This window comes from Pseudomonas fluorescens (genome assembly GCF_001708445.1).
Taxonomy (GTDB): Bacteria; Pseudomonadota; Gammaproteobacteria; order Pseudomonadales; family Pseudomonadaceae; genus Aquipseudomonas; species Aquipseudomonas gorinensis.
Genome location: NZ_CP015637.1, coordinates 2,440,991 through 2,462,972, shown reverse-complemented (window position 1 = coordinate 2,462,972; position 21,982 = coordinate 2,440,991). Strand labels below are relative to the sequence as shown.

Here is a 21,982-nt window from a genome sequence, read left to right as displayed (position 1 = left end):
ACATCCTTTGTCCCTCGGAACCTCTACTACAGTTGAGTTGACTTAACTATTCAGAGGCTTCGCGCATTGCAGCAAAGCCATCCGCCATGGCTGCAAGAAAATGCGAGGTGCAAAGGCATGAAAGGATTGAAATCGCTGTTGGCCGCGTCCCTGACCACCCTGGGACTATCCGTGGCCTCGGTATCGGCTGCCGAGGCGCCGGTACACTTTGCCGACCTGAACTGGGAAAGCGGCAGCCTGATCACCGAGGTCCTGCGGTTTATCGTCGAGAAGGGCTATGACCTGCCCACCGACACCTTGCCAGGCACCACCATCACCCTGGAAACCGCCCTGGCCAAGAACGATATCCAGGTGATCGGCGAAGAGTGGGCAGGGCGCAGCCCGGTGTGGGTCAAGGCCGAGGCTGAAGGCAAGGTGGTGGGCCTGGGCGATACGGTCAAGGGGGCCACCGAAGGTTGGTGGGTGCCGGAATACGTGGTCAAGGGTGATCCTGCCAAAGGCCTCAAGCCCCTGGCACCGGACCTCAAGAGCGTGAAGGACCTGGCGCGTTACAAGGACGTGTTCAAAGACCCGGAATCACCCGGCAAGGGTCGTTTTCTCAACAGCCCGATTGGCTGGACCTCCGAAGTGGTGAACAAGCAGAAGCTCAAGGCCTATGGCCTGGACGACAGTTATGTGAATTTCCGCAGCGGCTCGGGCGCGGCGCTGGACGCCGAGATCGCTTCGTCGATTCGCCGTGGCAAGCCGGTGTTGTTCTACTACTGGTCGCCGACGCCGCTGATGGGGCGCTACAAGCTGATCCAGCTCGAAGAACCGCCATTTGATGCTGAGGCCTGGAAGACCCTGACCGACGCGGACAATCCCGATCCGAAACCGACACGTTCGCTGGCATCCAAATTGAGCATTGGCGTATCCACGCCATTCCAGAAGGCGCATCCGCAGATCGCCGGGTTCTTCGAGAAGGTCGAGTTCCCCATTGAACCGCTGAACAAGGCCTTGGCGACGATGAGCGAGAATCACACCGCGCCGCGGGAGGTCGCCCAAGCGTTCCTCAAGGAATACCCAGAGGTGTGGAAGGCGTGGTTGACGGAGGATGTGGCGCAGAAAGTCGAAGCCAGCTTGAGGTAACGTTCCCTCTCTCGACCGCGGGAGTGCTAAAAATGTGGCGAGCGGGCCTGTTGTGGCGAGCGGGCTTGTTGTGGCAAGCCCGCTCGCCACAACAAGCCCGCTCGCCACAAAGAATGCGGTCGTGTAAGGACTATTCCATATCCAGCTGATGCACCGCTGTCGGGAGCAAGCCCCTTTTACATTTTGTTCGCATTACAGCGTTAGAACCGGGTCTGTACCGCCACCTCAAACGTCCTCGGCGCCCCCAGGTAATACGCTGGCGACACATGGGCAAATTCGGCATACACCGCATTGGTCAGGTTGCGCACCCGGCCCGTCACCGAGGTGCGCGCGTCCACCTTGTAGCGCAGGAAGGTGCCGAACAACGTGTAGGCCGGTACCGTCTGGGTATTGGCATTGTCCGCGTACACTTCGGCGACGTAGCGCGCATCCACGCCACCCTGCCAATCTTCGGCAAAATCGTATGTCAGCCACAGGTTGCCCACGCGCTTGGGCACATTGGTGGGCGTATTGCCCTTGCGCGACACCACCGCACCGCTGGCGATCTTCTCGTTGAACTCCTCATACTCGGCATCCACCCAGGCGAAGTTGCCTTCGGCGAGCAGCCTGGGTGTGATGCGTAATGAACTGGCCAACTCGATCCCCTTGGACGATTGCGCGCCGACCGGGATGCTGTTGTTCGGGTCCAGCGGATCGGTGACGGCAAAGTCCTTGCGCTCGATCTTGTAGGCGGCGACGGTGGCCGAACCGCGACCGTCCAGGTAGTCGAACTTGCTGCCCACTTCCCACTGCTTGCCTGTCGACACGTCAAACACTTGAGTCGTGGTACTCGGCTGCTCGGCGGCGGTGCTGTATTGCACATACACGTTGGCTGAGGGGATGAACTGGTAAGTCAGGCCAACCCGGCCGGTCACCGGCTCCCAACTGCGCGTGAAGTGGCGTGGGTTTGTGGTGGTCACGCTGCCGTGGTTGGTCACGTCCAGGTCGATCGCGTCGTAACGCAGGCCAGTGAGCAGTGACAATTTATCGGTCAGGCCCAGGCGGTTTTCCACGAACAGTGCCTTGGTCGTGACCTCGTTGGTCTTGTCCCTGGTAAAGCCGGGTCGTGTACCTGGGATGTCGTAGAAGTGCCCAGGGTCGTAGTGATCAGGGTCCACTGTGCTATTGCCGGCCGCCCTGAGCGGGCTGTTGGTGGTGCTATTGACCTTGTACTCGAAGCCCCCGGACCAAGTGGTCGACAGGCCAAAGACGCGGTCTTCATGACGCAGCTCGAACTGGTTACCGTGCTGTTCGCCCTGATGGCGCACCTGGTAGGCGGTTGAACGGTTCACCGCACTGTTGTCGGCGTTGTACTGGTAGGTTTCCAGGTTGCGGTAATCGCGTTGGCTGTCCAGGTGGTAAAGGGTGTTTTTCAACGTGGTGCTGTCGTTGATCCGGTAGTCGATGATCGAGCGTGCCCAGAGGGTGCGTTGTTCGTAACGACCGTCGGCGACGTTGTAGTTATTGAAGCGGTTGTGTGTGTCGATCTTCAACTCACCGGCCTTGGGGTTGAGCACGGGCGTGCCCCAGTAAGGACTGTCTTCGTGTTCATCCTGGTATTCCAGGGCCAGGGTGTGGGACAGGTTGGAGGTCAAGTCGCTGAGCAGGGAAAACGCCACGCTCCAGGCGTCGCGCTGGTCGCGGTCGATATAGCTGTGGTTGGTGTTGCGGCTGACGTCCAGGCGGGCATAGTGCTGCACGTCGGCGCCTGGCTCGGTGAGCGCATGGTTCAGGCCGAAGGCCATGCCGGCGGTATCGTAGCTGCCATAGGTCAGTTGGCCTTCAGCGGCCTGTTCCTCGCGGCTGGCCAGCTTGGTCACATAGTTCAGCGATCCCCCCACGGAGCCGGCACCGTTGATCAGCGAGGAGGGGCCGCCGACCAGTTCCACGCGGTCATAAATCCACGCATCCACTGGCCGCGCCAGGCCGGTCGCCACATTGATACCGTTGAACATCTGGGTGATCTGGCTGCTGGTAAATCCCCGATACGACACAAAACCACCAAACCCTGGCGGTGCACTGGCGTTGACACCGGGCAAGGTGTTGGCGGCGTCGCGGAAGGTCCTGGCGCCATGGCGCTCGATGTCGTTGCGTGTGGCGATGGCCACCGAGGCCGGGGTTTCCCGCACGCTCAGGCCCAGCCGCGACGCCATGCCGCTGGGTTGGTCCAAGGCCAGGCCGGGCTCGGCGGTTTGTTCGCCATCAATAGTGGTTGGGGCCAGCTCAACGGCCCAGCCGCAGACAGGCAGGCAGCCGAACAGGCCTGCTAACAGGGGTAAATGTTTCATGAGTTGAATCCTGAAAAACTTGGCTTGAAACAACGCACGGCCGCCGTACTTCCTCGCGGAAACGGTGGTCAGTGCAGATCAGAAAGCAAAGGGATCAGGCAAAGGCGGGCGGCGCGCGAGGATGGGCCGTTGGCCAGGTAAAGCGGGCGGGGAGGTCAGCGGTGGCGACAATGGCCGGAGGGGGGGCATGAGGCTGTGGCAATACCGCCACATTCAGGCTGGAACTGAATGCCGGGCCCATGCCGCCGGTCGAACACAGCGGGCAACCAAACGCCTTGGACAGGGTTGGCAGGCTTTCATCGGTGGAGTTGGACGGCGTGGGCGCCTGGGTGCGCGGGTCCACCGTACAGAACTGACCGCCGAGGCCATTGAGCTGCATCCCGACCATCTGCCCATGCCCGATACTGCACGCGAACACATTGAACAGGACGCAGCAGTAGAGCATCCAGGCAATGATCGAGCGGTCGGCACGGGCAAGTTTCATGGGGCGGCACTTTACCATCAGCCGCCGACGAAATGCCTGCAAAAAATTTCAGGGGGGCTATCCTACTTCGCATCTTTTCAGGGAGAACCACCATGAGCTTCGTCGTTGCACGATGGGTCGTCGGCATTTTTACCTGCATCAGCATGGTCCACCTGTATTGGGCCGCCGGCGGCAAACTTGGCAGTCTCGCCGCCATCCCCCAACTGCCCGGCGAATTTGCCAGCGGGCCACGCCCGGCGTTCAAGCCCTCGGCGTTGGGCACTTTCCTGGTGGCGATGGGGTTGGTCGCGATTGCATTGCTGGTGTGCCTGCGGGCAGGGCTGTATTTCTCGCCGGTGTCCCATGGCGCATTGCAATGGGGGATCAGCGCGATTGCCGTGCTCATGTTTGCCAGGGCGATTGGGGATTCGGAGTTGGTTGGGTTTTTCAAGAAAGTCAGCGGGTCGCGGTTTGCGCGGTTGGATACGTGGTTTTATTCGCCGTTGTGTTTGGTGTTGGGGGTGGGGTTGTTGGTGGTGGCGTGGGGGTGATGGGGGGGAGGTTGTGAATCTCGCATCATTTATTGGGTGTATGCTTTCCTCTGGCCTCACCTCCAGATACATTTATATGTACGATTTTAATTGTTTATCTCTTGGGAGACGGGGAAGGATTTGTTTAATCAAATAGTGAATCGAACCTTTAGCCTGTAAGTAGTTCTGTACCCTTTCTACTCCTGTCCCCTTTTTTCCTTTTTCTGACTGGGGTCGCTTAGACACCCAGTGCGAGCAAGCTTGCACAAAAGGAAGTGGTCTGGGAAAGTGGTGGCGTTACCACTCTGATTGGTCTTCGAGGCTAGCTTTTTGGAGGTCATCTTTCCAGGCATCGCTGGCTAACCGGTAGATATCAACGAAGAAACCCCGTGGATCGGCTATTTCTGTTTCGTCCCATGCCATTGTTGAGTATTTCTCTGGGTCATTCTCGAAATAAGAGTGAAAGTTAAAGTTTTCGGTTTTTAGTGCGCTGAGTAAACTTTCCATTAATTTATATCTGTGGCGATATGAAAACTTGCTGGAAGGACCCAGACAGTATTTAAGTATGAGGGCTTCTCTGTCTTTATTGTTGTTGGGGTTGTAGTGTGCGAGCTCTTCCCCCTTGGTTTCCTCTCTGTCGTAAATGTCAAAGACGCCTACGAAATAGTACAAGCTGGCGTCGAAAGGGATATGGTCAGAGTTTGGGTGAAATAACATTTTTTATTCCGAGGTTGGAAACAGAGTGAAAGGCGTGCCCTCTTCACGAAATTTCATTTCTGCGCCGTTCATGGATGGATTAAAAATTGGATTGTCTGGGTCCTTTTTATTTGGTCTGTAGCCACTTCCAGCTCCTAGTAGCTTTAAACGCACGATGTTGTTTTTTTGTCGTCGACGCCAGTATGCCGCCCAACTGCCGGCCAATATCCCGCTGCCAATCGCGCTGGCCGTCGACTGTTGTCAATGCGGCTTGAACCCTTCCCACTGCGACCGCAGCCATTGCTCCAGGTCTGCGGTCAACCCGGCGTAGGACACAAACAACGCGTCCACCTGTTGCGCCGACACGCCGCCTTGCACCCGTACCTGGTAGCGCGCGCCCGCGACGCATGGGTGTGAGCCTTTACCCTGTTCATCGAGCATGACCACGGTAGAACTGCCGTCATCCAGGCCGATCACCTCAACCGGGATATCGCCGATCGGCACGTCATACACCGACTCGAACTTGCTTTCGATCTGCAACATACCGCCCGCCGGGCAGCGGGCCACGGTGGAGAAGTCGGTATCGGAAAGGCTCACGGAACGTTGCGAATTCCCCGCGCGCAACACCCGATCCATCCCCAGCAACGACGGTAAATCAGCGGCGTGGCTCACCGAATCCAGCGCGCGCGAATACCAGGCCCCCAGTTGCTGGCGATACGTCACCAGGCTCTGATGGAAGCCATCCAGCTCATGTTCGATATGGGCAATGTGGGAAGCGTTGGTCATCCGTGACGTCTCGGCAGAAGGCAAGGCGTCGGAGTCTGCCGCAGCGAAAAGCGGCTGGATGAACGGTTTTGAAAATCAGAAGACTACATGGTGCCGGCGCACCTGATCTTCCTCGACCGCATGCCGCTCAATCCGAACGGCAAGCTGGATCGCCAGGCGCTGCCGAAACCCGACGCCAGCCAGTCGCAACACGCCTGGGTCGCGCCGGTGACGGAGCTTGAGCAACAGGTCGCGGCCCTCTGGGCTGACATCCTCGGTGTCGAGCGGGTCGGGCTGGATGATCACTTCTTTGAGCGAGGCGGCCACTCGTTGCTGGCGATGCAAGTCATCTCCCGCCTGCGCAATGTGTTGGGCCGAGAGGTTGCGCTCAGAAGCCTGTTCGAACACCCACGGCTGCAGGGGTTTGTCGCAGCGCTGTCGACCGAAAGCGGCATGCCATTGGCGCCACCCCTGGTCGCAGTGGAGCGAGGGCTGCCCTTGCCGTTGTCCTATGCCCAGGAACGCCAGTGGTTCCTCTGGCAGTTGGACCCGCACAGCGCGGCCTACCATGTGCCGAGCGCGTTGCGCCTCAAAGGCCGCCTGGATCCCGTGGCGCTACAGCGCAGTTTTGACGCCCTGGTTGCGCGTCACGAAAGCCTGCGCACCCACCTGAAACCGGACGACGGGCGTGTGGTGCAGGTGATTGGCGCGCCGGCCAGTGTTGAGATCGCCCAGGTCGATGTGGATGCGTCGGCCCTGCGCAGCCAGGTGGAGGCTTACATTGCGCAGCCTTTCGACCTGACCCAGGGCCCGCTGATGCGGGTGTGGCTGCTGCGTGTGGCTGCTGACGACCACGTGCTGGTGCTGGTACAGCATCACATCATCTCCGATGGGGGATCGATGCAGGTGATGGTCGACGAGCTGGTGCAGTTGTATGCCGCCTTCAGCCAGGGCGAGGAGCCGCAATTGCCGGCCCTGCCGATCCAGTACGCCGACTATGCGGTGTGGCAGCGCCAGTGGATGGAAGCCGGCGAGAAGGCGCGCCAGCTGGCTTACTGGCGAGACCTGCTGGGGGGGGAACAACCGGTGTTGGAATTGCCGCTGGATCACGCCCGCCCGAGCCAGCAAAGCCATCGCGGCGCGAGCCTGGACATCCACGTACCGGCGGCACGGGTCACCGCGTTGCGCGCGCTGGCCCAGCGTGAGGACGTGACATTGTTCATGCTCCTGCTCGCCTCATTCCAGGCGTTGTTGCACCGCTACAGCGGCCAGCGGGACATCCGCGTCGGCGTGCCCATCGCCAACCGCAACCGCGTGGAAACCGAGCGCCTGATTGGCTTTTTCGTCAATACCCAGGTCCTCAAGGCCGATATCGACGGGCAGCAGACGGTTGCCCAGTTACTGGCCCAGGTCAAACAGCGCGCGCTGGAGGCCCAGGCCCACCAGGACCTGCCGTTCGAGCAGTTGGTGGAGGCGTTGCAGCCGGAACGCAACCTGAGCTTCAACCCGTTGTTCCAGGTGCTGTTCAATCATCAGACCCAAGCCGGTGACCCCGACCAGGCTGAGCCGTTGCCCGGCCTGCAGGTCAGCGGCCTGGCGTGGGACAGCCAAACGGCCCAGTTCGACTTGAGCCTCAATACCCATGAGTCGGCCGAGGGGCTTGCCGCCTCGTTCACCTACGCCACGGACCTGTTCGAGCCGGCCACCCTGGCACGCATGGCCGGCCATTGGCTGAACCTGCTCGACGGCATGACCCAGGACACCCGGCAGCGTATCGGCCAGTTACCGTTGCTGGATGACCAGGAACAGCAAGCAGTGATCCACGACTGGAACGCTACCGCTCGCGATTACCCGTTGCAGCGTTGCGTGCATCAGTTGATTGAAGCACAGGTCGCGCGCACGCCGGATGCGCCGGCCCTGGTGTTTGGCCAGCAGCGTCTGAGCTACGCGCAACTGAACCGCCGCGCCAACCGCCTGGCCCATCGTTTGCTCGCGGCTGGCGCCGGGCCGGACGTGCTGGTGGGCCTGGCGCTGGAGCGTTCCATCGAAATGGTGGTTGGCCTGCTGGCGGTGCTCAAGGCCGGTGGCGCCTATGTGCCGCTGGACCCCGAGTATCCACGTGAGCGCCTGGCGTACATGCTTGAAGACAGCGGGGTGAAGTTGCTGCTGACTCAAGCGCACCTGCTGCAACAGCTCCCCATACCCCAGGGCCTGGATCATCTGGTGCTGGGTGAGTCGTGGTTCGAAGGCTACAGCGATAGCAACCCAGGTATCGTCCTGGACGGCGAAAACCTGGCCTATGTGATCTACACCTCCGGCTCCACCGGCCAGCCCAAAGGCGCGGGCAACCGGCATTCGGCCCTGACCAACCGCCTGCAATGGATGCAGGAAGCCTATGGCCTCGGTGCCAGCGACACGGTGCTGCAAAAGACCCCGTTCAGCTTTGACGTGTCGGTGTGGGAGTTCTTCTGGCCGCTGATGAGCGGTGCGCGCCTGGTGGTTGCAGCGCCGGGGGATCATCGCGACCCGGCCCGGTTGATCAGTGTGATCACCGCCGAGCAGGTCACTACAGTGCACTTCGTGCCCTCGATGTTGCAGGCGTTCCTCCAGGATGCGGCGGTGACCCGTTGCCAAAGCCTGCAGCGCATTGTGTGCAGCGGCGAGGCGCTACCGGTCGACGCCCAGCAGCAAGTCTTTGCCAAACTGCCGCAAGCCGGCCTCTACAACCTGTATGGCCCAACCGAAGCCGCCATCGACGTGACCCACTGGACCTGCGTCGACGAGGGGCACGACACGGTGCCGATCGGCGAACCGATTGCCAACCTGCGCACCCATGTGCTGGATGCCGACCTGTCACCCGTGCCGGTCGGAGTTGCCGGTGAGCTGTACCTGGGCGGCGCAGGCTTGGCGCGTAGTTATCATCGGCGTCCGGGCTTGACCGCCGAGCGCTTCGTGCCTTGCCCGTTCCACCCTGGGGCGCGGCTGTACCGCAGCGGCGACCGGGTACGCCAGCGTGCCGACGGCGTCATCGAATACCTGGGCCGCCTCGATCACCAGGTCAAGCTGCGCGGCTTGCGCATCGAGCTGGGTGAAATCGAAGCGCGCCTGCTGGAACACCCGGCTGTGCGTGAAGCGAGCGTGCAGGTGGTTGATGGCAAGCAACTGGTGGCTTATGTGGTGCTGCAACCGAACGGTGACGATTGGCGCGAGCGCTTGAGCACCCACCTGGCCAGCCACCTGCCGGACTATATGGTCCCGGCGCAATGGGTAGTGCTGGAGCACATGCCGCTGAGCCCCAACGGCAAACTGGACCGCAAGGCGCTGCCCAAGCCCGAGGCCGCTGGCCGCGAGTACGTTGCGCCGCAGACTGAGGCCGAACAACAGATTGCCGCGGCATGGGCGCAGGTGCTGCAAGTCGAACGTGTCGGGTTGCATGACAACTTCTTCGAGCTGGGCGGTCATTCGCTGTTGGTGCTGATGCTCAAGGACCGCATTCATCAGGTGTGCGGTGTCGCGCTGGGCGTCAACCAGTTGATGCTGCACCCGACGGTCGCGGCTCAGGCGCGTTGCCTCGAGGGCGAGGGCGAGCGCTCGTTGATCGTCCGGCTCAATAGCCAGGCCCAGGGCACGCCGCTGTACCTGTTCCACCCAAGTTTTGGCTCGGTGCATTGCTACAAGGCCATTGCCCTGGCGTTGCGTGAGCAGCGTCCGGTGTTGGGCGTGATGTGCCGGGCACTGGTGGACGAAAGCGTTGAAGTGCCGACCTGGGCGCAGATGGTCGAGGACTACACCCAGCAATTGTTGAGCGCACAGCCCCACGGCGCTTACCGCCTGGCCGGCTGGTCCCTGGGCGGCAACCTGGCCATGGAGGTGGCTTACCGCCTGGAACAGGCGGGCCGCGTGGTGGAATCAGTGGGCTGGATCGATGCGCCGCCCCCGGCCCGCTTTACTGCGTTCTGGCAGCAGGGGGCGCAGTTGGATCAGCGGGTGACGTCTGCGGCCGAGCGGCGCGTGGAGTTGCTGGCGGTGATGTTCCCGGCGTACGCCGAGCAGATCCACGCGGTGTGGCAGGCGACGTGCGGCAGCCAGGATGAGCAATGGCAGCAGGTGTCCGATTGGGCTGAGCGGACCCTGGGCGATAGCTTCCGCGTGCTCAAGGATGAGTTGCTGTCGGGCGGCGAAACCGAGCGCTCCTGGGCGCTCAAGCAGGTGCTGGATGAGCGCCTGCAAGACACCGATTACCGCGCCATCCGGGCGCCGGTCAATTGCTGGTGGGCGGCCCTGAGCGAGGGCGGTATCCACCAGGCGTTGATCGAGTCCGGTATGCGCGAGGTGATTGGCCAGGCGGGGATCCGGCGTTCGGTGGTGATCGATACGACTCACCACCGGATCGTGGATAACGCTGAGTTCATCAGCAGCTTTGTGGCAGCGATGGAGTAAGCGGTTGCTGTAAAGGGCGCCCCTGGCCAGCGATGGCCAGGGGCGTTTTGCTGTCTGATACCGCGTGTTCATCCAGGCTTGCGCAGCGGGCACAAAAAAGCCCCTGGCCACGGAGTGACCAGGGGCTTTGCGGGTTGCGGGGCTAGAAGTCCCAGCGCGTGGTGAGCATCACGTTGCGTGGGTCGCCAGGGTAAGCCGAGTCATAGAAACCGATGTTGGTGTAGTAGTGCTTGTCGAACAGGTTGTTGACGTTGAGGGTGGCCGAAAGGTTATCGGTCACTTGGTAACGGGTCATCAAATCAACCAGCCAGTACGGGTCTTGGGTGAATTTCTCGGAGCGGCCACCACCGGGGTAGCCCCAGTTGTTGACGGTCTGCCAGCCAGCGCTCTGCCAGCGCGCGCCGCCGCCGACGGTGAGCCTGTCCAGGTTGCCCTGGAGTTTATAGGTGGTATAGAAACTGACCTGGTCTTCCGGCTCCCAGGTCGCGACCTTCTTGCCATCGTCATCGCGGGCGATCTTGTGGGTGTAGCCCGCTTGCAGTTGCCAGCCCTGGGCCAATTCGCCGGAGATTTCCGCTTCGTAGCCCTTGGTCTTGGTCTTGGTGCCGATGTACGAATAGTCGACGCCCGGCTGGGAGTTCCACGCCGTGTCGGCCAGCGGGCGGTTTTCTTCGTGCACTTCGAAGTAGGCGAGGCTGGAATTCAAGCGGCCGCCAAAGAATTCACCCTTGACGCCAAGCTCATAGTTCTTGCCCTCGTTGGGGGCAAGCATGGCGCGTGTGCGGGTGCGGTACTGGGTTTGGGGCTGGAAGATTTCGGTGTAGCTGGCATACGCGGTGAAATTGTCGTTCAGGTCATACGTCAGGCCCGCATACGGCACCACCTTGCCGCTTTCCTGGGTGTCGCTGGTACCGGTGACCTGGTAGTTGGCGATACGTGAGCCGAGCAACAGGTGCAGCTCGTCCGTCAGGCTGAAGCGACCCGTGACGTAGGTACCGGTCTGGCGGGTGGTTTCGTCATTGATCTTGGTGGCGGTCCACAGCGGCTCGATGGCTTGGCCATTCCAATTGTAGAAGTCATAGGAGTTGTTGAAGTAAGTGGTCGCGGTGTAGTCCTTGGCTTTCCATTTGGAAATGGACAGGGACTGGCCGATCACCAGTTCGTGTTCGCGGCCGAACAGCTCGAATGGCCCCGAGGCGTACACATCGAGGCTGTCACTGGTGGTGTCGCCCACGTATTTGCGTGCGTAGATGGAGCTGGCGGTGGCGGAGTCCTGGGAGATGTAGCCCAGAGGCGCGTTATAGCCGTTGATCTGGTGGTTGTACTGGCCTTTGGTGACCCAGCCATTGTCAAAGGTGTGTTCCAGGGTCGCGAAAGCGGTACGACTGTATTGCTCCCATGAACCCCATTTCGGGCCGTTGTTGAACGAGCGCGGCAGGTTCAGCTTGTTTCCCGTTGCATCAAAGATGGTCCGTGTGCCGGTCCAGCTGGAGCCTTTCGGATCGCTGTCCTGGTAGTCGGCGCCGAGGGTCAACAGGGTGTTTTCGTCCAGGTCGAATTCGAGGATGCCGTAGAGCACACCGGTCTTGCGCGAGTAGTGGTCAAGGAACGATTGTTTGTCCTGATACGCCGCGACGGCACGGCCACGCACATTGCCGGTTTCGGTCAGGGGGCCGCTGACGTCGACCTGGGAGCGGTAGTTGTCCCAGGATCCGGCGCCCAGTTCGATGCTGCTCTTGAACTCGGAAGTCGGTTTTTTGCGGATCAGGTTGATGGTGCCCCCTGGGCCGCCAGCGCCGGTGAGCAGGCCGGTGGCGCCCTTGAGGACCTCGACACGGTCGTAGATCGCCATGTCGGTCAGGGTCTGGCCCGCTGAGTATTGGGCGTCACGCAGGGTCGGGATGCCGTCGTACTGGAAGTTGACGATAGAGAAGCCACGGGAATAGTAGTTGGTGCGCTCGGTGTCGTAGGTCGACACGGTGATGCCCGGGGTATGGCGCATGACGTCATCGATGGCGTTAAGCCCGAAATCATCCATCACCTGGCGCGTCACCACCGAGATCGACTGCGGCGTTTCGCGAGGCGTCAGCACCATGCGTGTCGCCGTGGCAATAGTGCCAGGGGTATACGAGCCGGTGCCTTCCGTCACGGTGCCCAACTGGTTAGCGGTGACTTGCGTAGCCCCCAGTTCCAGCCCCGAAGTCGCGGCTGCACTGATGGTCACGGCGTTGCCTTGCAGGCTGTAATGGACACCCGTGCCGTTGAGCAGCGAGGCGATCGCCTTGTCGGGTTCCTGCTTGCCCTTGACCGCAGTGCTGTTCTTGCCTTGCACATCGGTCGGGCTGTACAGCACTTGCAGATTGGTCTGGCGGCCAAATTCCTGCAGCGCCGTCCCCAACGGCTGTGCAGGAATATCGATCTCGAGCTCCTGGGCCTGTACATACCCGGCGATGGGCAGCGATACCGCAATCGCGAGCGCGCAAGGCGTAAGGTTGAAGTTCAGGGCCCGTCGCATGGATAGCGCTTTGCTCAGGGGGCTCAGACCGAGTCGTACTGACATGAATGCTTTCTCTTCTGTGTGTGAGGTGGGCAGTTTATAAGTATTTATTGAGTCTGGTTCTCATTACCACTAGTGAGACGTTCCTAACTGGAGAAACCGGAAAAAAATTTCACGCCGGTGCCATTTCATGCACCACCTGGCCCGCGCGCAGGCGCACCAACTGGTCGGCGATATCGAAGTAACGGTCGTCGTGGCTGATCACAATGATGGTTTTGCCCAGGCGTTTGAGGTCCGGCAGCAGCTCGGTGTAGAAGATGCGTCGGAAGGCCGGGTCCTGGTCGGCGGCCCATTCGTCGAACACCAGCACGGGGCGTTCTTCGAGCCAGGCGTTGACCAGCGCCAGGCGCTTGCGCTGGCCGGTGGACAGGTCGGTGGTGCTGAATACGCCGTCCTTGACGCTGACCTTGTGCGCGATTTCCAGGCGCTCCAGGTACCGGGTGGCGCTGTCCAGCGACTGGGTGGCGCTGCCCTGGACGAGGTCATCGAACAGGTAATAGTCGGCGAACACCGTCGTGAACAATTGGCGATAGTCATCGCGCAGCGGGTCGGTGACGGTCTCGCCATTGAGGCGGATTTCCCCGGCGTGGGGCTGATACAGGCCCAGCAACAGCTTGATCAGCGTGGTCTTGCCGCAACCGTTTTCACCGACGATAAACACGATATCGCCCTGCTTGATGCTCAGGTTGATCGGCCCCAGGTGAAATGGCTGGCTGCCTTCCACCGCCGGCGGGCTGTAGCTGACGCCGCGCAACTCCAGGCTGTGCACCACCGGTGTCGGCGCCTCGCTGCCATCCATCAGCAGGTGCGGTTCCGGCGACGAGAAGCGTTCGGACAGTTCGGTGATACGCGCAAAGGCAATCCGCGCCTTGCCGATAATCGGCAGGTAACCCACTACGTGCTCCAGCGGGCCTTTCATGTAGAGCAGCACCAGCACGAAACCGGTGATCACCGCGGGGTCGGGGTTGGGGTTGTAGGCCTGCATCGCCAGGGCCAGGCCGATCACCACGAAGAACAGCATCGAGCCAAAGGTCTTGGCCACGATGTAGATATTCACCGAGCGCACCTGGATATCGCTGATGCGGTCGGCGGTTTCCTGGATGCGATGGGTGTTCATGCGAAAGCGTCGGGGGCGGTGGATACGCAGCTCCTTGGCGCCTGACGCGATCGCCGAGTAGTAGCGCTGCAACTCGTCTTCCAGGTCGCGGGCTTCGTCAAAGCCACGAATGCCCTTGTGGCCGGCAATGAACTGCACGCTGCTGCCGATGACGATGGCCACGATCATCATCAGGAACATCGGCACCGACAGGTACGCCAGGTAGCCCAGGCAACCGAGGGTGACGGTGGTGGCGATCGCCAGGGGTGTAAAGGCGAAGGAAAAGTCGCTGATGGTGTCGACGTCGTGGGTCAGCACCGGGATCAGGCGGTGGGAGCGATACTGTTCAATCTGCTCGATAGGCGCCGACAGGACTTTTTCGCCAAGGTCCTTGCGCAGCGCGGCAATGATGCGTTGACCGACATAGTTGGTGCCGATGTCCGACACGATCGAACTGGTCAGGGCCAGCAGGCACAGCGCGGCAAAGGCCAGGATCACGCCCTGGGTCATGCCGGTGGAGGCGTGCAGGGCATTATTGATAGTCGCCAGCAGCAAGGTGATGGCCAGGCCACCCGCCATGCCCAGGGCAACGGAGACCGTCACGAGGGTGCGAAAGGGCCTGAGCAATGCGAGCAAACCGCTGAAGGCGCCGCGCTTGGGGTCGGTCATAAGTACATCCCGGAGAGTGAAAAAGAGGGGGCTGGGCACACAGTCCCTTACCCATGACAAACGAAGCGTCGGCGCGAGTATTTAGCTCGGTATGCCCGGCGGCGGCAGTGACGGATAAATTGCTGGGCGGCTGGCTCGTTCTTGTTCTGTAGGCGCACGCGTAACGACGCGGGGCGTGGTCCCTTCAGCGAGAGCGAAACAATGACGAAGAAGAACCTGGTGTATGTCTGGTCCCTGAGAAATGCTGCCGCCGACAAGGCCGGGCAGCCGGTGGCCTACAAGGACCATGAGCGCTACATGAAGTCGGTACTGGAGTTTCTGGTGGGGTCGCTGAACGACACGCCGCTGGGCGAGGCCTACCACCTGGTGGGCGTGGTGTATGACGATGACGAGCAGAACCCACGGGACCAGCAACTGGTCGCCGACTATGGCTTTGCCTGCACGCCTGGGCGCCCATGGCTGTACCCCGCGGACTTGCGGGTGCAGGGGCGCCTGGTCAACGACCTGCTGCTGAGCGTGCCGTCCACCTATCGCCGCCTGCCACGGGGCAGTGCCGAGCATATCGCCGGCAAGCAGGATTTCGAACGTCGCCTGTATGACACGCTGGTCGAATTGAAGGCCGACATCGTGGTGCTGGATGGTTTGCTGGTGATTCTCGATGAACTGGTGCGCCCAGGTGCGCCGTTCGCGCGTCGGATCATGAATATCCACCCGGGCATTACCCGTATCGAGTCGCCGTACGAGCGCCGTGGTGCCTATGCCACCTGGAATGCGCTGTACGGAGCGCGGGGGCAAGCGGTGGTGGATTGGGCGACCAGGGCGACCACACCGTGCGAGCCGCTGTACCTGACCGGCGCCTCGTTCCACTACGTGGACAATGGCATCGATTCCGGCGAAGTATTCCACGACGTACTCAAGACCGAGATCTCGCCGGACGACACCATCCTTGAACTGCGTTGGAACAACTTCAACAACAGCCTGTTCCCGGCGTTGCATGAAGGTTTGGAGTTGCTGGCGCTCAAAGGCTGAAGCGCCGCGATCCCCTGTAGGAGCGAGCTTGCTCGCGAAAAACGTCAACGATAACGCGTGTATTCAGGATCAGCGCGGTGCCAATGAGTTCTTCGCGAGCACGCTCGCTCCTACAGGGTAGGGGCTGGGCTTAGAGATCGCGCACGACGCGGAAGCCGATCCAATCCCCGCGGGTCTGCGGGTAGATGTTGTTGCGATTGCCCGAGCGCGAGAACACCGGCGCTTCACCCCAGTCATTGCCACGAATCTGGTACAGCTCGCACGTGGGCTCGACCCAGGCACTGCCATCGGTGGGCGCGCCGATGTAATCCGCGTGGTAACAGTCGGCCACCCGCTCATAGACGTTCCCGTGCATGTCATACATGCCAAACGCATTCGGCGGGTAGCTGCCCACCGGCGACGAATAGCTGTACCCATCCGCCGGGCCGTAGGTGTTGGCGTGCTGGGCGATGCTGTAGCCCTTGCCCTCGTCGAACGGGAAGGGGAATGGCCCGGTCGAGCCTGCGCGCGCGGCATATTCACGTTGGGACTCGCTGACCATGTGGTACTGCTGCCCGGTCTTTTTCGACAGCCAGGCCACGTAGTGTTTGATGTCGTCCATGTCCATGCACACCGCCGGTTGGCGCGGGCCCTGAGGATAGCGTGGCTTGCTGGCGATGCATTCGCGGCCGGGGCGGGTGTCGCCGTCGGCGATCTTCACCCCGGTCTGGCGCACGTAGCTGTCCCACTCGCCGGCGGTGATCTGGAAGCGGCTCATGGCGAAGGGCTTGGCGAAGGTCACGTCATGCAGTGGGCCTTCGTCCGGCTCGCGGCCGACTTCATCTGCCGGGGTGCCCATGGTGAAGGTGCCGGCCGGCAATACCACCATTTCCGGGCAGTCCTTGCAGTCCTTGAACACTTTTCCGGGTTGCGGCGTGGCTGCCTGGGCCAGGTTGGGCAGCCATGCCGTGCACAGGGCCGTCAGCGTCAAGGCGGTCAAAGGGGTGAGTCGCAATGGAGTCATGGGAGCCTCTCGTTCAAAGGGAAAAATCACCGTCACACTTGCTGGCTCAGCAGGCTTATGAAGCGTTGGATCTCATCGAGGTTATTGAGCAAGCCGGGGGCGGTGCGGATCACCGGCCCGACATCGCGGTCCACCGCATCGATCACCACGCGGTTGTTCATCATGTAATCCGCTACGGCGTCGCTGTCCTGGCCCTTGACCCGAAAAAAGGTGAAACCGGCCGACAAGCCGGGGCTGCGAGGCGTGACCAGTTCGACCTGAGGGAGGGCCAGCAGCTGGGTTTTCAGTTCGGTGTTAAGGGCATGGATGTGCGTCTGCACCTGCGCCTTGCCCAGTTGCAAATGCAGCTTGAAGGCCTCGTCCGCCGCCCAGCGATGCTCGAAGGCGTGATAGCCGCCGGGCGTCATGATCGTGGCGAAGTCCTTGTCTTCGGAGAACGTGGGCACCATCGGCGTGACGTATTTATTCACCGGGTCGCGGGCGCAGACGAGCCCGGTGCCACGGGGGCCGAACATCCATTTGTGGGTGCCGGCGATAAAGAAGTCGCAGTGCATATCCGGGAAGTCGAGGTTTTCCACGCCGAAACCGTGCACGCCGTCGACCACATACAGGATGCGGTCCTGATCGTCACGGTTGCGATTATGTTCTGCGACCAGTTGGCCGATTTCGCCGATGGGCAGCTTCACGCCGCTGCCGGACTGCACCCAGGTCATGCCGAGTACGCGGGTGTTGGGGCGGATCGAGCGCTGGATATTGCCCAGCACCTCGTCGATGGAGACCTGGCTGGCCTGTTCAAACAGGCGGATGCGGCGCACCTGGGTGCCTTGCTTGGCGACACGAAAATCCAGGCAGTTCTGCGTGGCGTAATGCTCGTGAACCGTGGTGAGGATCTCCTGGTCGGGCCGCACCTTGATCCCGCCATAGATCATCGCCAGCCCTTCGGATGTACTGCCGGTGAGGGCGATCTGTGGCGGGCTGGCCTTCAAGTAACGGCCGGCCCACTCGCGCACCTGGCCTTCGCGTTTCCAGGCTTCTTCACGTCCCCAGTCCATCGCCAGGCCAGGGTTGCGGTCGATCTGCCGGCGGTAGCGTTCGATGGCCTCACGCACCGGCCTGGGGTGTGACGCCACCAGGAAGTTGGAGAAGTGCAGGTAGCTCGGATCCTGGTCGAACAGTTGCTTGAGGTCCGCCCATGGGCTGTCCGGCGCGCTGGCGGCCGATGCCTGGGGCAGGATGGCAGCGCCCAGCGGCAGGCTGGCGGCGATTACCCCGGCCTGTTTGAGAAACGTACGGCGGTCGGTCATGGACTTACTTCACCGGTGGTTAGCGGTTGGCCAAAGGTTTGGCGGCTTTTTGGACCTGGTCCCACACCCGCAGGAAGTTGCCTCCCCACAGCTTGGCGATATCGGCTTCGGAGTAGCCGCGCTGGATCAGTTCGGCGGTGACGTTGCGCACATCGCCGACGTTCTCCCAGCCCTGCAGGCCGCCGCCGTCGTTGAAGTCCGAGGCGATGCCGACGTGATCGATACCGATCTTGCGCACGGTGTAGTCAATGGCGTCGCCCCAATCCTTGAGCGTGGCCTTGGGTTCTTCCTCCAGGATGCCGTACAGGCCCTGGGCGTACTGGCCGAACTTCTGCTCGGGCCATGCCGCAATGATCGCGTCACCTGGCATCAGGGCCATGGCCAGGTTGGGCAATGGTGGCAGGTCGAAACGAGCGCGCAGGGCGTTGAGCTTGTCCTGGGTTGGCTGGCTCAGCGGGCGCAAATAGGCGGGGAAGCCCACCACCTGCACCACGCCGCCGCTGTTCTTGATCAGTTGCAGTTCCTTGTCGCTGAGGTTGCGCGGGATGTCCACTGACGCCCGCGGCGCCGAGTGCGAGGCGACCATTGGCGTGCGGCTCAGTTGTGCCACCTGCTCCAGGGCCTGGGTCGACATCTGCGACACATCGATGATCACCCCCAAGTCGTTGAGGCGCTGTACCGCTTGCTTGCCGATGTCCGACAGGCCTTCGAGGGCATCGGTGGAATCATTGAAAAACGGCAGCGGCCGCGACGAATCGGACCAGGCGTTATTGCCGATGTAGCTGAAGCCAAACATGCGCATGCCGCGCGCAGCCCATAAGTCCAGCTGGTTCAGGTCATTACCCAGCGGGTAGGCATTGAGCATGCTGATAAAGATCGCGAACTTGCCCTCGCCATGCAGGCGCCGGAAGTCGTCCGGGGTGTAGGCGATGCCGACCTGATTGGGAAAGTCGCGCACCATGCCGGAGATGATCTTGTAGCGCACTTCCTGCTCGTGGCGGGCCTCTTCGACAAACCCTTCGGTGGGTTTGTGCGGTGCATTGGCGCCGTTCCAGATTTCCGGCCAGCCGAAAATCGTCAGCGCCGCGCCGGACAACCGACCCCGCGCCGCCTTGGCCAGGTCGAACTGGCCGCCGCCATCCTTGTCGGCTTCGTTGCCGGCCGTGCCGAAATCCAGCGGCACGGTGATATGGCTGTCGAACGACAGCAAGCGATCCTGCAGGTCGTTGGCCTGCTTGATCACCGCCAACGGGTAACCGGCATTGCCCCTGAACCAGTGATCCCAGGCCAGGAAGCCGGCGCCGGCACCGATGGCCAATGCCAGCGGCAAGCCGATATACAGCGCCTTTTTCGAACGTGGTTTTGTCATTGCCGTCTCAGTCAGTTGAGGCCTTTGCTATCTGGGAAGAACGAGCCATGAGCGCGCAAATTTAGGCGTCGCGGGCGGCAAGCTAAATTTCCCCCGTGAGCAAACGTTCTAGCTCTGATAAAGGCGTTTCCTAAGGTAGACAATGACCATCTCTCGACGTGGGTTCATCGCAGGCCTGGCGCTGACCGGCGCAGCCGTGCCGGCGGCCTTTTATGCCCATCGCGAGTTGACGCGCGAAGAATTTCCCATCACGCCCGGCGAAGCCACCGTCGACCTGGCCGACACTGCCGGCCAACACCTGGCGAACACGCTGCGCGGCGTGTGGAGCCTGCGCCTGGAAGGCCGCGATGCTGGCCTCAAGGGCCTGCCGTTGCAGGGGCTGGAATTGCTGCTGGATATCGCCCCACGCGGCCGTGGCCTGCGCGGCTATCTCGACACGGCTGCAAACCTGCGTGCCGACGCTGAACCGCGCTATCGCGTCCTCGGTGATTTGCTCACGGGCGAGGGCGCCGTGCTCTATTGGCGCCTGATCGACCGCGACACCGCCGACGGCACACCGGCCTATGAATTCAAGATGACCCTGGACGAAGTCTGGGCCAACTTCGCCAATGCCGGCAGCAGCACCCTCAGCGGGCACATCCTCGACCTGGACCGGCCCCTCGCGCTGGTTGAACGCGACAACCGCTTCGTCGCGCACAAACAGGTGTTTCCCGAAGCCCGCGAACGCATCGGCCTCAACCCGGCCCTGCTGGCCTGGCTGGTTTCACCGGAGCACCGGCTGTTCCACCAGCTGTGGCACGCCACCCGTGACCAATGGCACAAACTCTCCGAAGAAAAACGCGACGCGCTGCGCGGCATCGGCTGGCAACCCGGCCCGCGCGGCAAGGAACGCGACGCCCGCGGCACACTCAAGGACCGCAACGGCTCGGGCATCGACTTCTTCTTCATGCACCGCCACATGCTCGGTACCGCGCGCTCGATGCAACACCTGCCCTCATGGGCGCAATTCCCCGAACCGCAACCGCCCCTGGAGCGTGATCGCCTGGGCTTCGTGCGTTACTTCGACAACCACGACGGCTTTGCCTTGCCCCCCACCTGGCTGGCACCGGACGACGGCGACTACACCCAATGGGTCAGCGATATCAAGGCCGCCGAGACCTACCACAGCAACTTCCAGGTGTGGGAATCCCAGTACCGCGACCCACGCTACCTGGCCAAACTGACCCTGGGCCAACTCGGCTCCGAAATGGAACTGGGGCTGCACGACTGGCTGCACATGCGCTGGGCCTCCGTGCCCCGCGACCCCTCCAACGGCGCCCCGGTACCGTTCGCCCGTGACCCCGCGGACTTTGCTGCACGCTGGTATGCGGCGGAAAACGACTTCCTTGGCGATCCGTTTTCCTCCCATGTGAACCCGGTGTTCTGGCACTTCCACGGCTGGATCGACGACCGCGTCGAAGACTGGTTTCGCGCCCATGAACGCTTCCATCCCGGTGAGGTCAGCCGGCTTGAAGTCAACGGCGTGGCATGGTTCGCAGCGGGGCGTTGGGTCGAGGTCGGCGACCCCTGGCTGGGGCCGGACACCCATGGCTGCAGCACCACGCCGGGGCTGCAGATGGGACGCTCAATGGAAATGGATCCGGAGACCATGAAGCTGGCGTTGCGCATTACCTTCGGTGCCGAGGACGAGATGTTGAAGGGGTTGTTCAAGCGCGTGCCGAAGCGGCCCTGGTATGCGCGGCATTTGAAGGTGAAGGCTTGAGAGGCGGCCCCCTCAACTCACGGCCGCCCCTTCCTGCGTCGCATACATCCACCGCAACAACGAATGCCGCCCGCTGATACCCAGCTTGACCGACGCGCGCTTGAGGTAGCTCTCGATGGTGTTGACCTTCAGCGCCAGTTGTTCCGCCAGCTCCGGCGCGGTGCGCCCGGCCAGCAGGCCGACGCACACTTCCAGCTCGCGCTTGGACAGGTTCAGCCCCGATTGCACCAGGCGTTCTTCGATGCGTCGGCGCAGGGTGTCGAGGCCGTGGTTTTGCGCTACGACCGGGTCGCTGACAGTGCGGCAAGGCTGGATGGCGTTGATGTGTTTTTCCACCATGGGCAGCAGCAAGGTGGAGAAGTCTTGTAGCAGGCTGCGTTCCTGAGCGGAAAAACACGCTGACGGGGGCGAGCGGTACACCGACAGTACGTAGCGCATATCGTCCTTGCGCCGCGTGAGGTGCAGTTGGGCGGTGGGTGGTTCGGCGCTGCCGGCGGTCACCGAGTCGGTGTACACCGGGCTGATCTTGCGCCGGGTATGGCCTTCGGGGCTGACCTGCAGTTGCGTGATATGGGTGGCGTCCACAGCCAATTGGGTGAGGATCAGGTCATGCAGCATGCGCGGGAAATGGCGGCTGCCGGTGCTGGCGATGACCTTGCCGATATGGGGGAACAGGTGTGCGTTCATCAACTCATCCATGAAAAGTGCGGGTATTCGGCCTTATCGCGACGGGGGGGGCAAGGTGCTGGCCAATGCGAATAACCCACAGTGAAAATCCCGCCCGCCGAAAAACCTATGCTAGTACAGGCCCGGCTCGGCATGGGGATCCAATCCGCGAAAACGC

14 protein-coding genes and 1 pseudogene are annotated in these 21,982 nt (G+C 61.8%); 5 read left to right on the top strand and 10 right to left on the bottom strand.

Annotation, left to right across the window (positions count from 1 at the left end; all coding sequences use genetic code 11):
• The first annotated feature begins 117 nt into the window (after positions 1 to 117).
• Positions 118 to 1,128 carry an ABC transporter substrate-binding protein gene (locus A7317_RS11110; protein ID WP_069075804.1) on the top strand — a complete coding sequence of 337 codons (1,011 nt, stop codon included), beginning with the start codon at positions 118 to 120 and terminating at the stop codon, positions 1,126 to 1,128.
• 200 nt (positions 1,129 to 1,328) lie between these two features.
• Here the strand turns inward: A7317_RS11110 and A7317_RS11105 are convergent, their stop codons facing one another.
• Together A7317_RS11105 and A7317_RS11100 are read right to left on the bottom strand one after the other, a co-directional pair.
• Complete coding sequence (locus tag A7317_RS11105; protein WP_069075803.1) at positions 1,329 to 3,455, bottom strand: TonB-dependent receptor; 2,127 nt, start codon at positions 3,453 to 3,455, stop codon at positions 1,329 to 1,331.
• 94 nt (positions 3,456 to 3,549) lie between these two features.
• Positions 3,550 to 3,939: a DUF2946 domain-containing protein gene (locus tag A7317_RS11100; RefSeq protein WP_041160960.1), complete on the bottom strand. Its 390-nt coding sequence runs from the start codon at positions 3,937 to 3,939 to the stop codon at positions 3,550 to 3,552.
• A gap of 92 nt (positions 3,940 to 4,031) precedes the next feature.
• Between A7317_RS11100 and A7317_RS11095 the strand changes: the two genes are divergently transcribed.
• Complete coding sequence (locus A7317_RS11095; RefSeq protein ID WP_024076007.1) at positions 4,032 to 4,469, top strand: DUF3995 domain-containing protein; 438 nt, start codon at positions 4,032 to 4,034, stop codon at positions 4,467 to 4,469.
• Positions 4,470 to 4,745: 276 nt separating this feature from the next.
• Here the strand turns inward: A7317_RS11095 and A7317_RS11090 are convergent, their stop codons facing one another.
• Together A7317_RS11090 and A7317_RS11085 are read right to left on the bottom strand one after the other, a co-directional pair.
• The gene (locus A7317_RS11090; protein ID WP_069075802.1) at positions 4,746 to 5,165 is read right to left on the bottom strand and encodes a hypothetical protein; all 420 of its coding nucleotides are present in this window, start codon (positions 5,163 to 5,165) and stop codon (positions 4,746 to 4,748) included.
• 240 nt (positions 5,166 to 5,405) lie between these two features.
• Positions 5,406 to 5,930: a hypothetical protein gene (locus tag A7317_RS11085; RefSeq protein WP_024076005.1), complete on the bottom strand. Its 525-nt coding sequence runs from the start codon at positions 5,928 to 5,930 to the stop codon at positions 5,406 to 5,408.
• Positions 5,931 to 6,011: 81 nt separating this feature from the next.
• On the opposite strand from A7317_RS11085, the pseudogene A7317_RS11080 reads away from it, so the two are divergent.
• A pseudogene (locus A7317_RS11080) lies at positions 6,012 to 10,349 on the top strand (amino acid adenylation domain-containing protein); the annotation flags it as partial.
• A 142-nt stretch (positions 10,350 to 10,491) separates the two neighbouring features.
• Here A7317_RS11080 and A7317_RS11075 read toward each other — a convergent pair.
• On the bottom strand, positions 10,492 to 12,864 hold the full coding sequence (locus tag A7317_RS11075) for a TonB-dependent siderophore receptor (protein ID WP_069075801.1): 2,373 nt from the start codon (positions 12,862 to 12,864) through the stop codon (positions 10,492 to 10,494).
• A 154-nt stretch (positions 12,865 to 13,018) separates the two neighbouring features.
• Positions 13,019 to 14,671 (bottom strand): cyclic peptide export ABC transporter, encoded by a 1,653-nt coding sequence (locus A7317_RS11070; protein WP_024076051.1) that lies wholly within the window; start codon positions 14,669 to 14,671, stop codon positions 13,019 to 13,021.
• A 201-nt stretch (positions 14,672 to 14,872) separates the two neighbouring features.
• Here A7317_RS11070 and A7317_RS11065 point away from each other — a divergent pair, with 201 nt between their 5' ends.
• Positions 14,873 to 15,700 carry a N(5)-hydroxyornithine transformylase PvdF gene (locus A7317_RS11065; protein ID WP_069075800.1) on the top strand — a complete coding sequence of 276 codons (828 nt, stop codon included), beginning with the start codon at positions 14,873 to 14,875 and terminating at the stop codon, positions 15,698 to 15,700.
• Between the two features lie 130 nt (positions 15,701 to 15,830).
• Here A7317_RS11065 and A7317_RS11060 read toward each other — a convergent pair whose 3' ends face one another.
• The 3 genes from A7317_RS11060 to pvdM are packed head-to-tail and all read right to left on the bottom strand — an operon-like array spanning position 15,831 to position 19,376.
• Positions 15,831 to 16,703, bottom strand: a complete 873-nt coding sequence (locus A7317_RS11060; protein ID WP_069075799.1) for a formylglycine-generating enzyme family protein — start codon at positions 16,701 to 16,703, stop codon at positions 15,831 to 15,833.
• Between the two features lie 32 nt (positions 16,704 to 16,735).
• Complete coding sequence (locus A7317_RS11055) at positions 16,736 to 18,007, bottom strand: aminotransferase class V-fold PLP-dependent enzyme (protein WP_069075798.1); 1,272 nt, start codon at positions 18,005 to 18,007, stop codon at positions 16,736 to 16,738.
• A 19-nt stretch (positions 18,008 to 18,026) separates the two neighbouring features.
• Positions 18,027 to 19,376 carry a pyoverdine-tailoring dipeptidase-like protein PvdM gene (gene pvdM, locus A7317_RS11050; RefSeq protein WP_069075797.1) on the bottom strand — a complete coding sequence of 450 codons (1,350 nt, stop codon included), beginning with the start codon at positions 19,374 to 19,376 and terminating at the stop codon, positions 18,027 to 18,029.
• 142 nt (positions 19,377 to 19,518) lie between these two features.
• Here pvdM and A7317_RS11045 point away from each other — a divergent pair, with 142 nt between their 5' ends.
• On the top strand, positions 19,519 to 21,138 hold the full coding sequence (locus tag A7317_RS11045) for a hypothetical protein (protein ID WP_024076046.1): 1,620 nt from the start codon (positions 19,519 to 19,521) through the stop codon (positions 21,136 to 21,138).
• Positions 21,139 to 21,150: 12 nt separating this feature from the next.
• Here the strand turns inward: A7317_RS11045 and A7317_RS11040 are convergent, their stop codons facing one another.
• The gene (locus A7317_RS11040; protein ID WP_081329181.1) at positions 21,151 to 21,825 is read right to left on the bottom strand and encodes a helix-turn-helix transcriptional regulator; all 675 of its coding nucleotides are present in this window, start codon (positions 21,823 to 21,825) and stop codon (positions 21,151 to 21,153) included.
• Between the last annotated feature and the right edge of the window lie 157 nt (positions 21,826 to 21,982).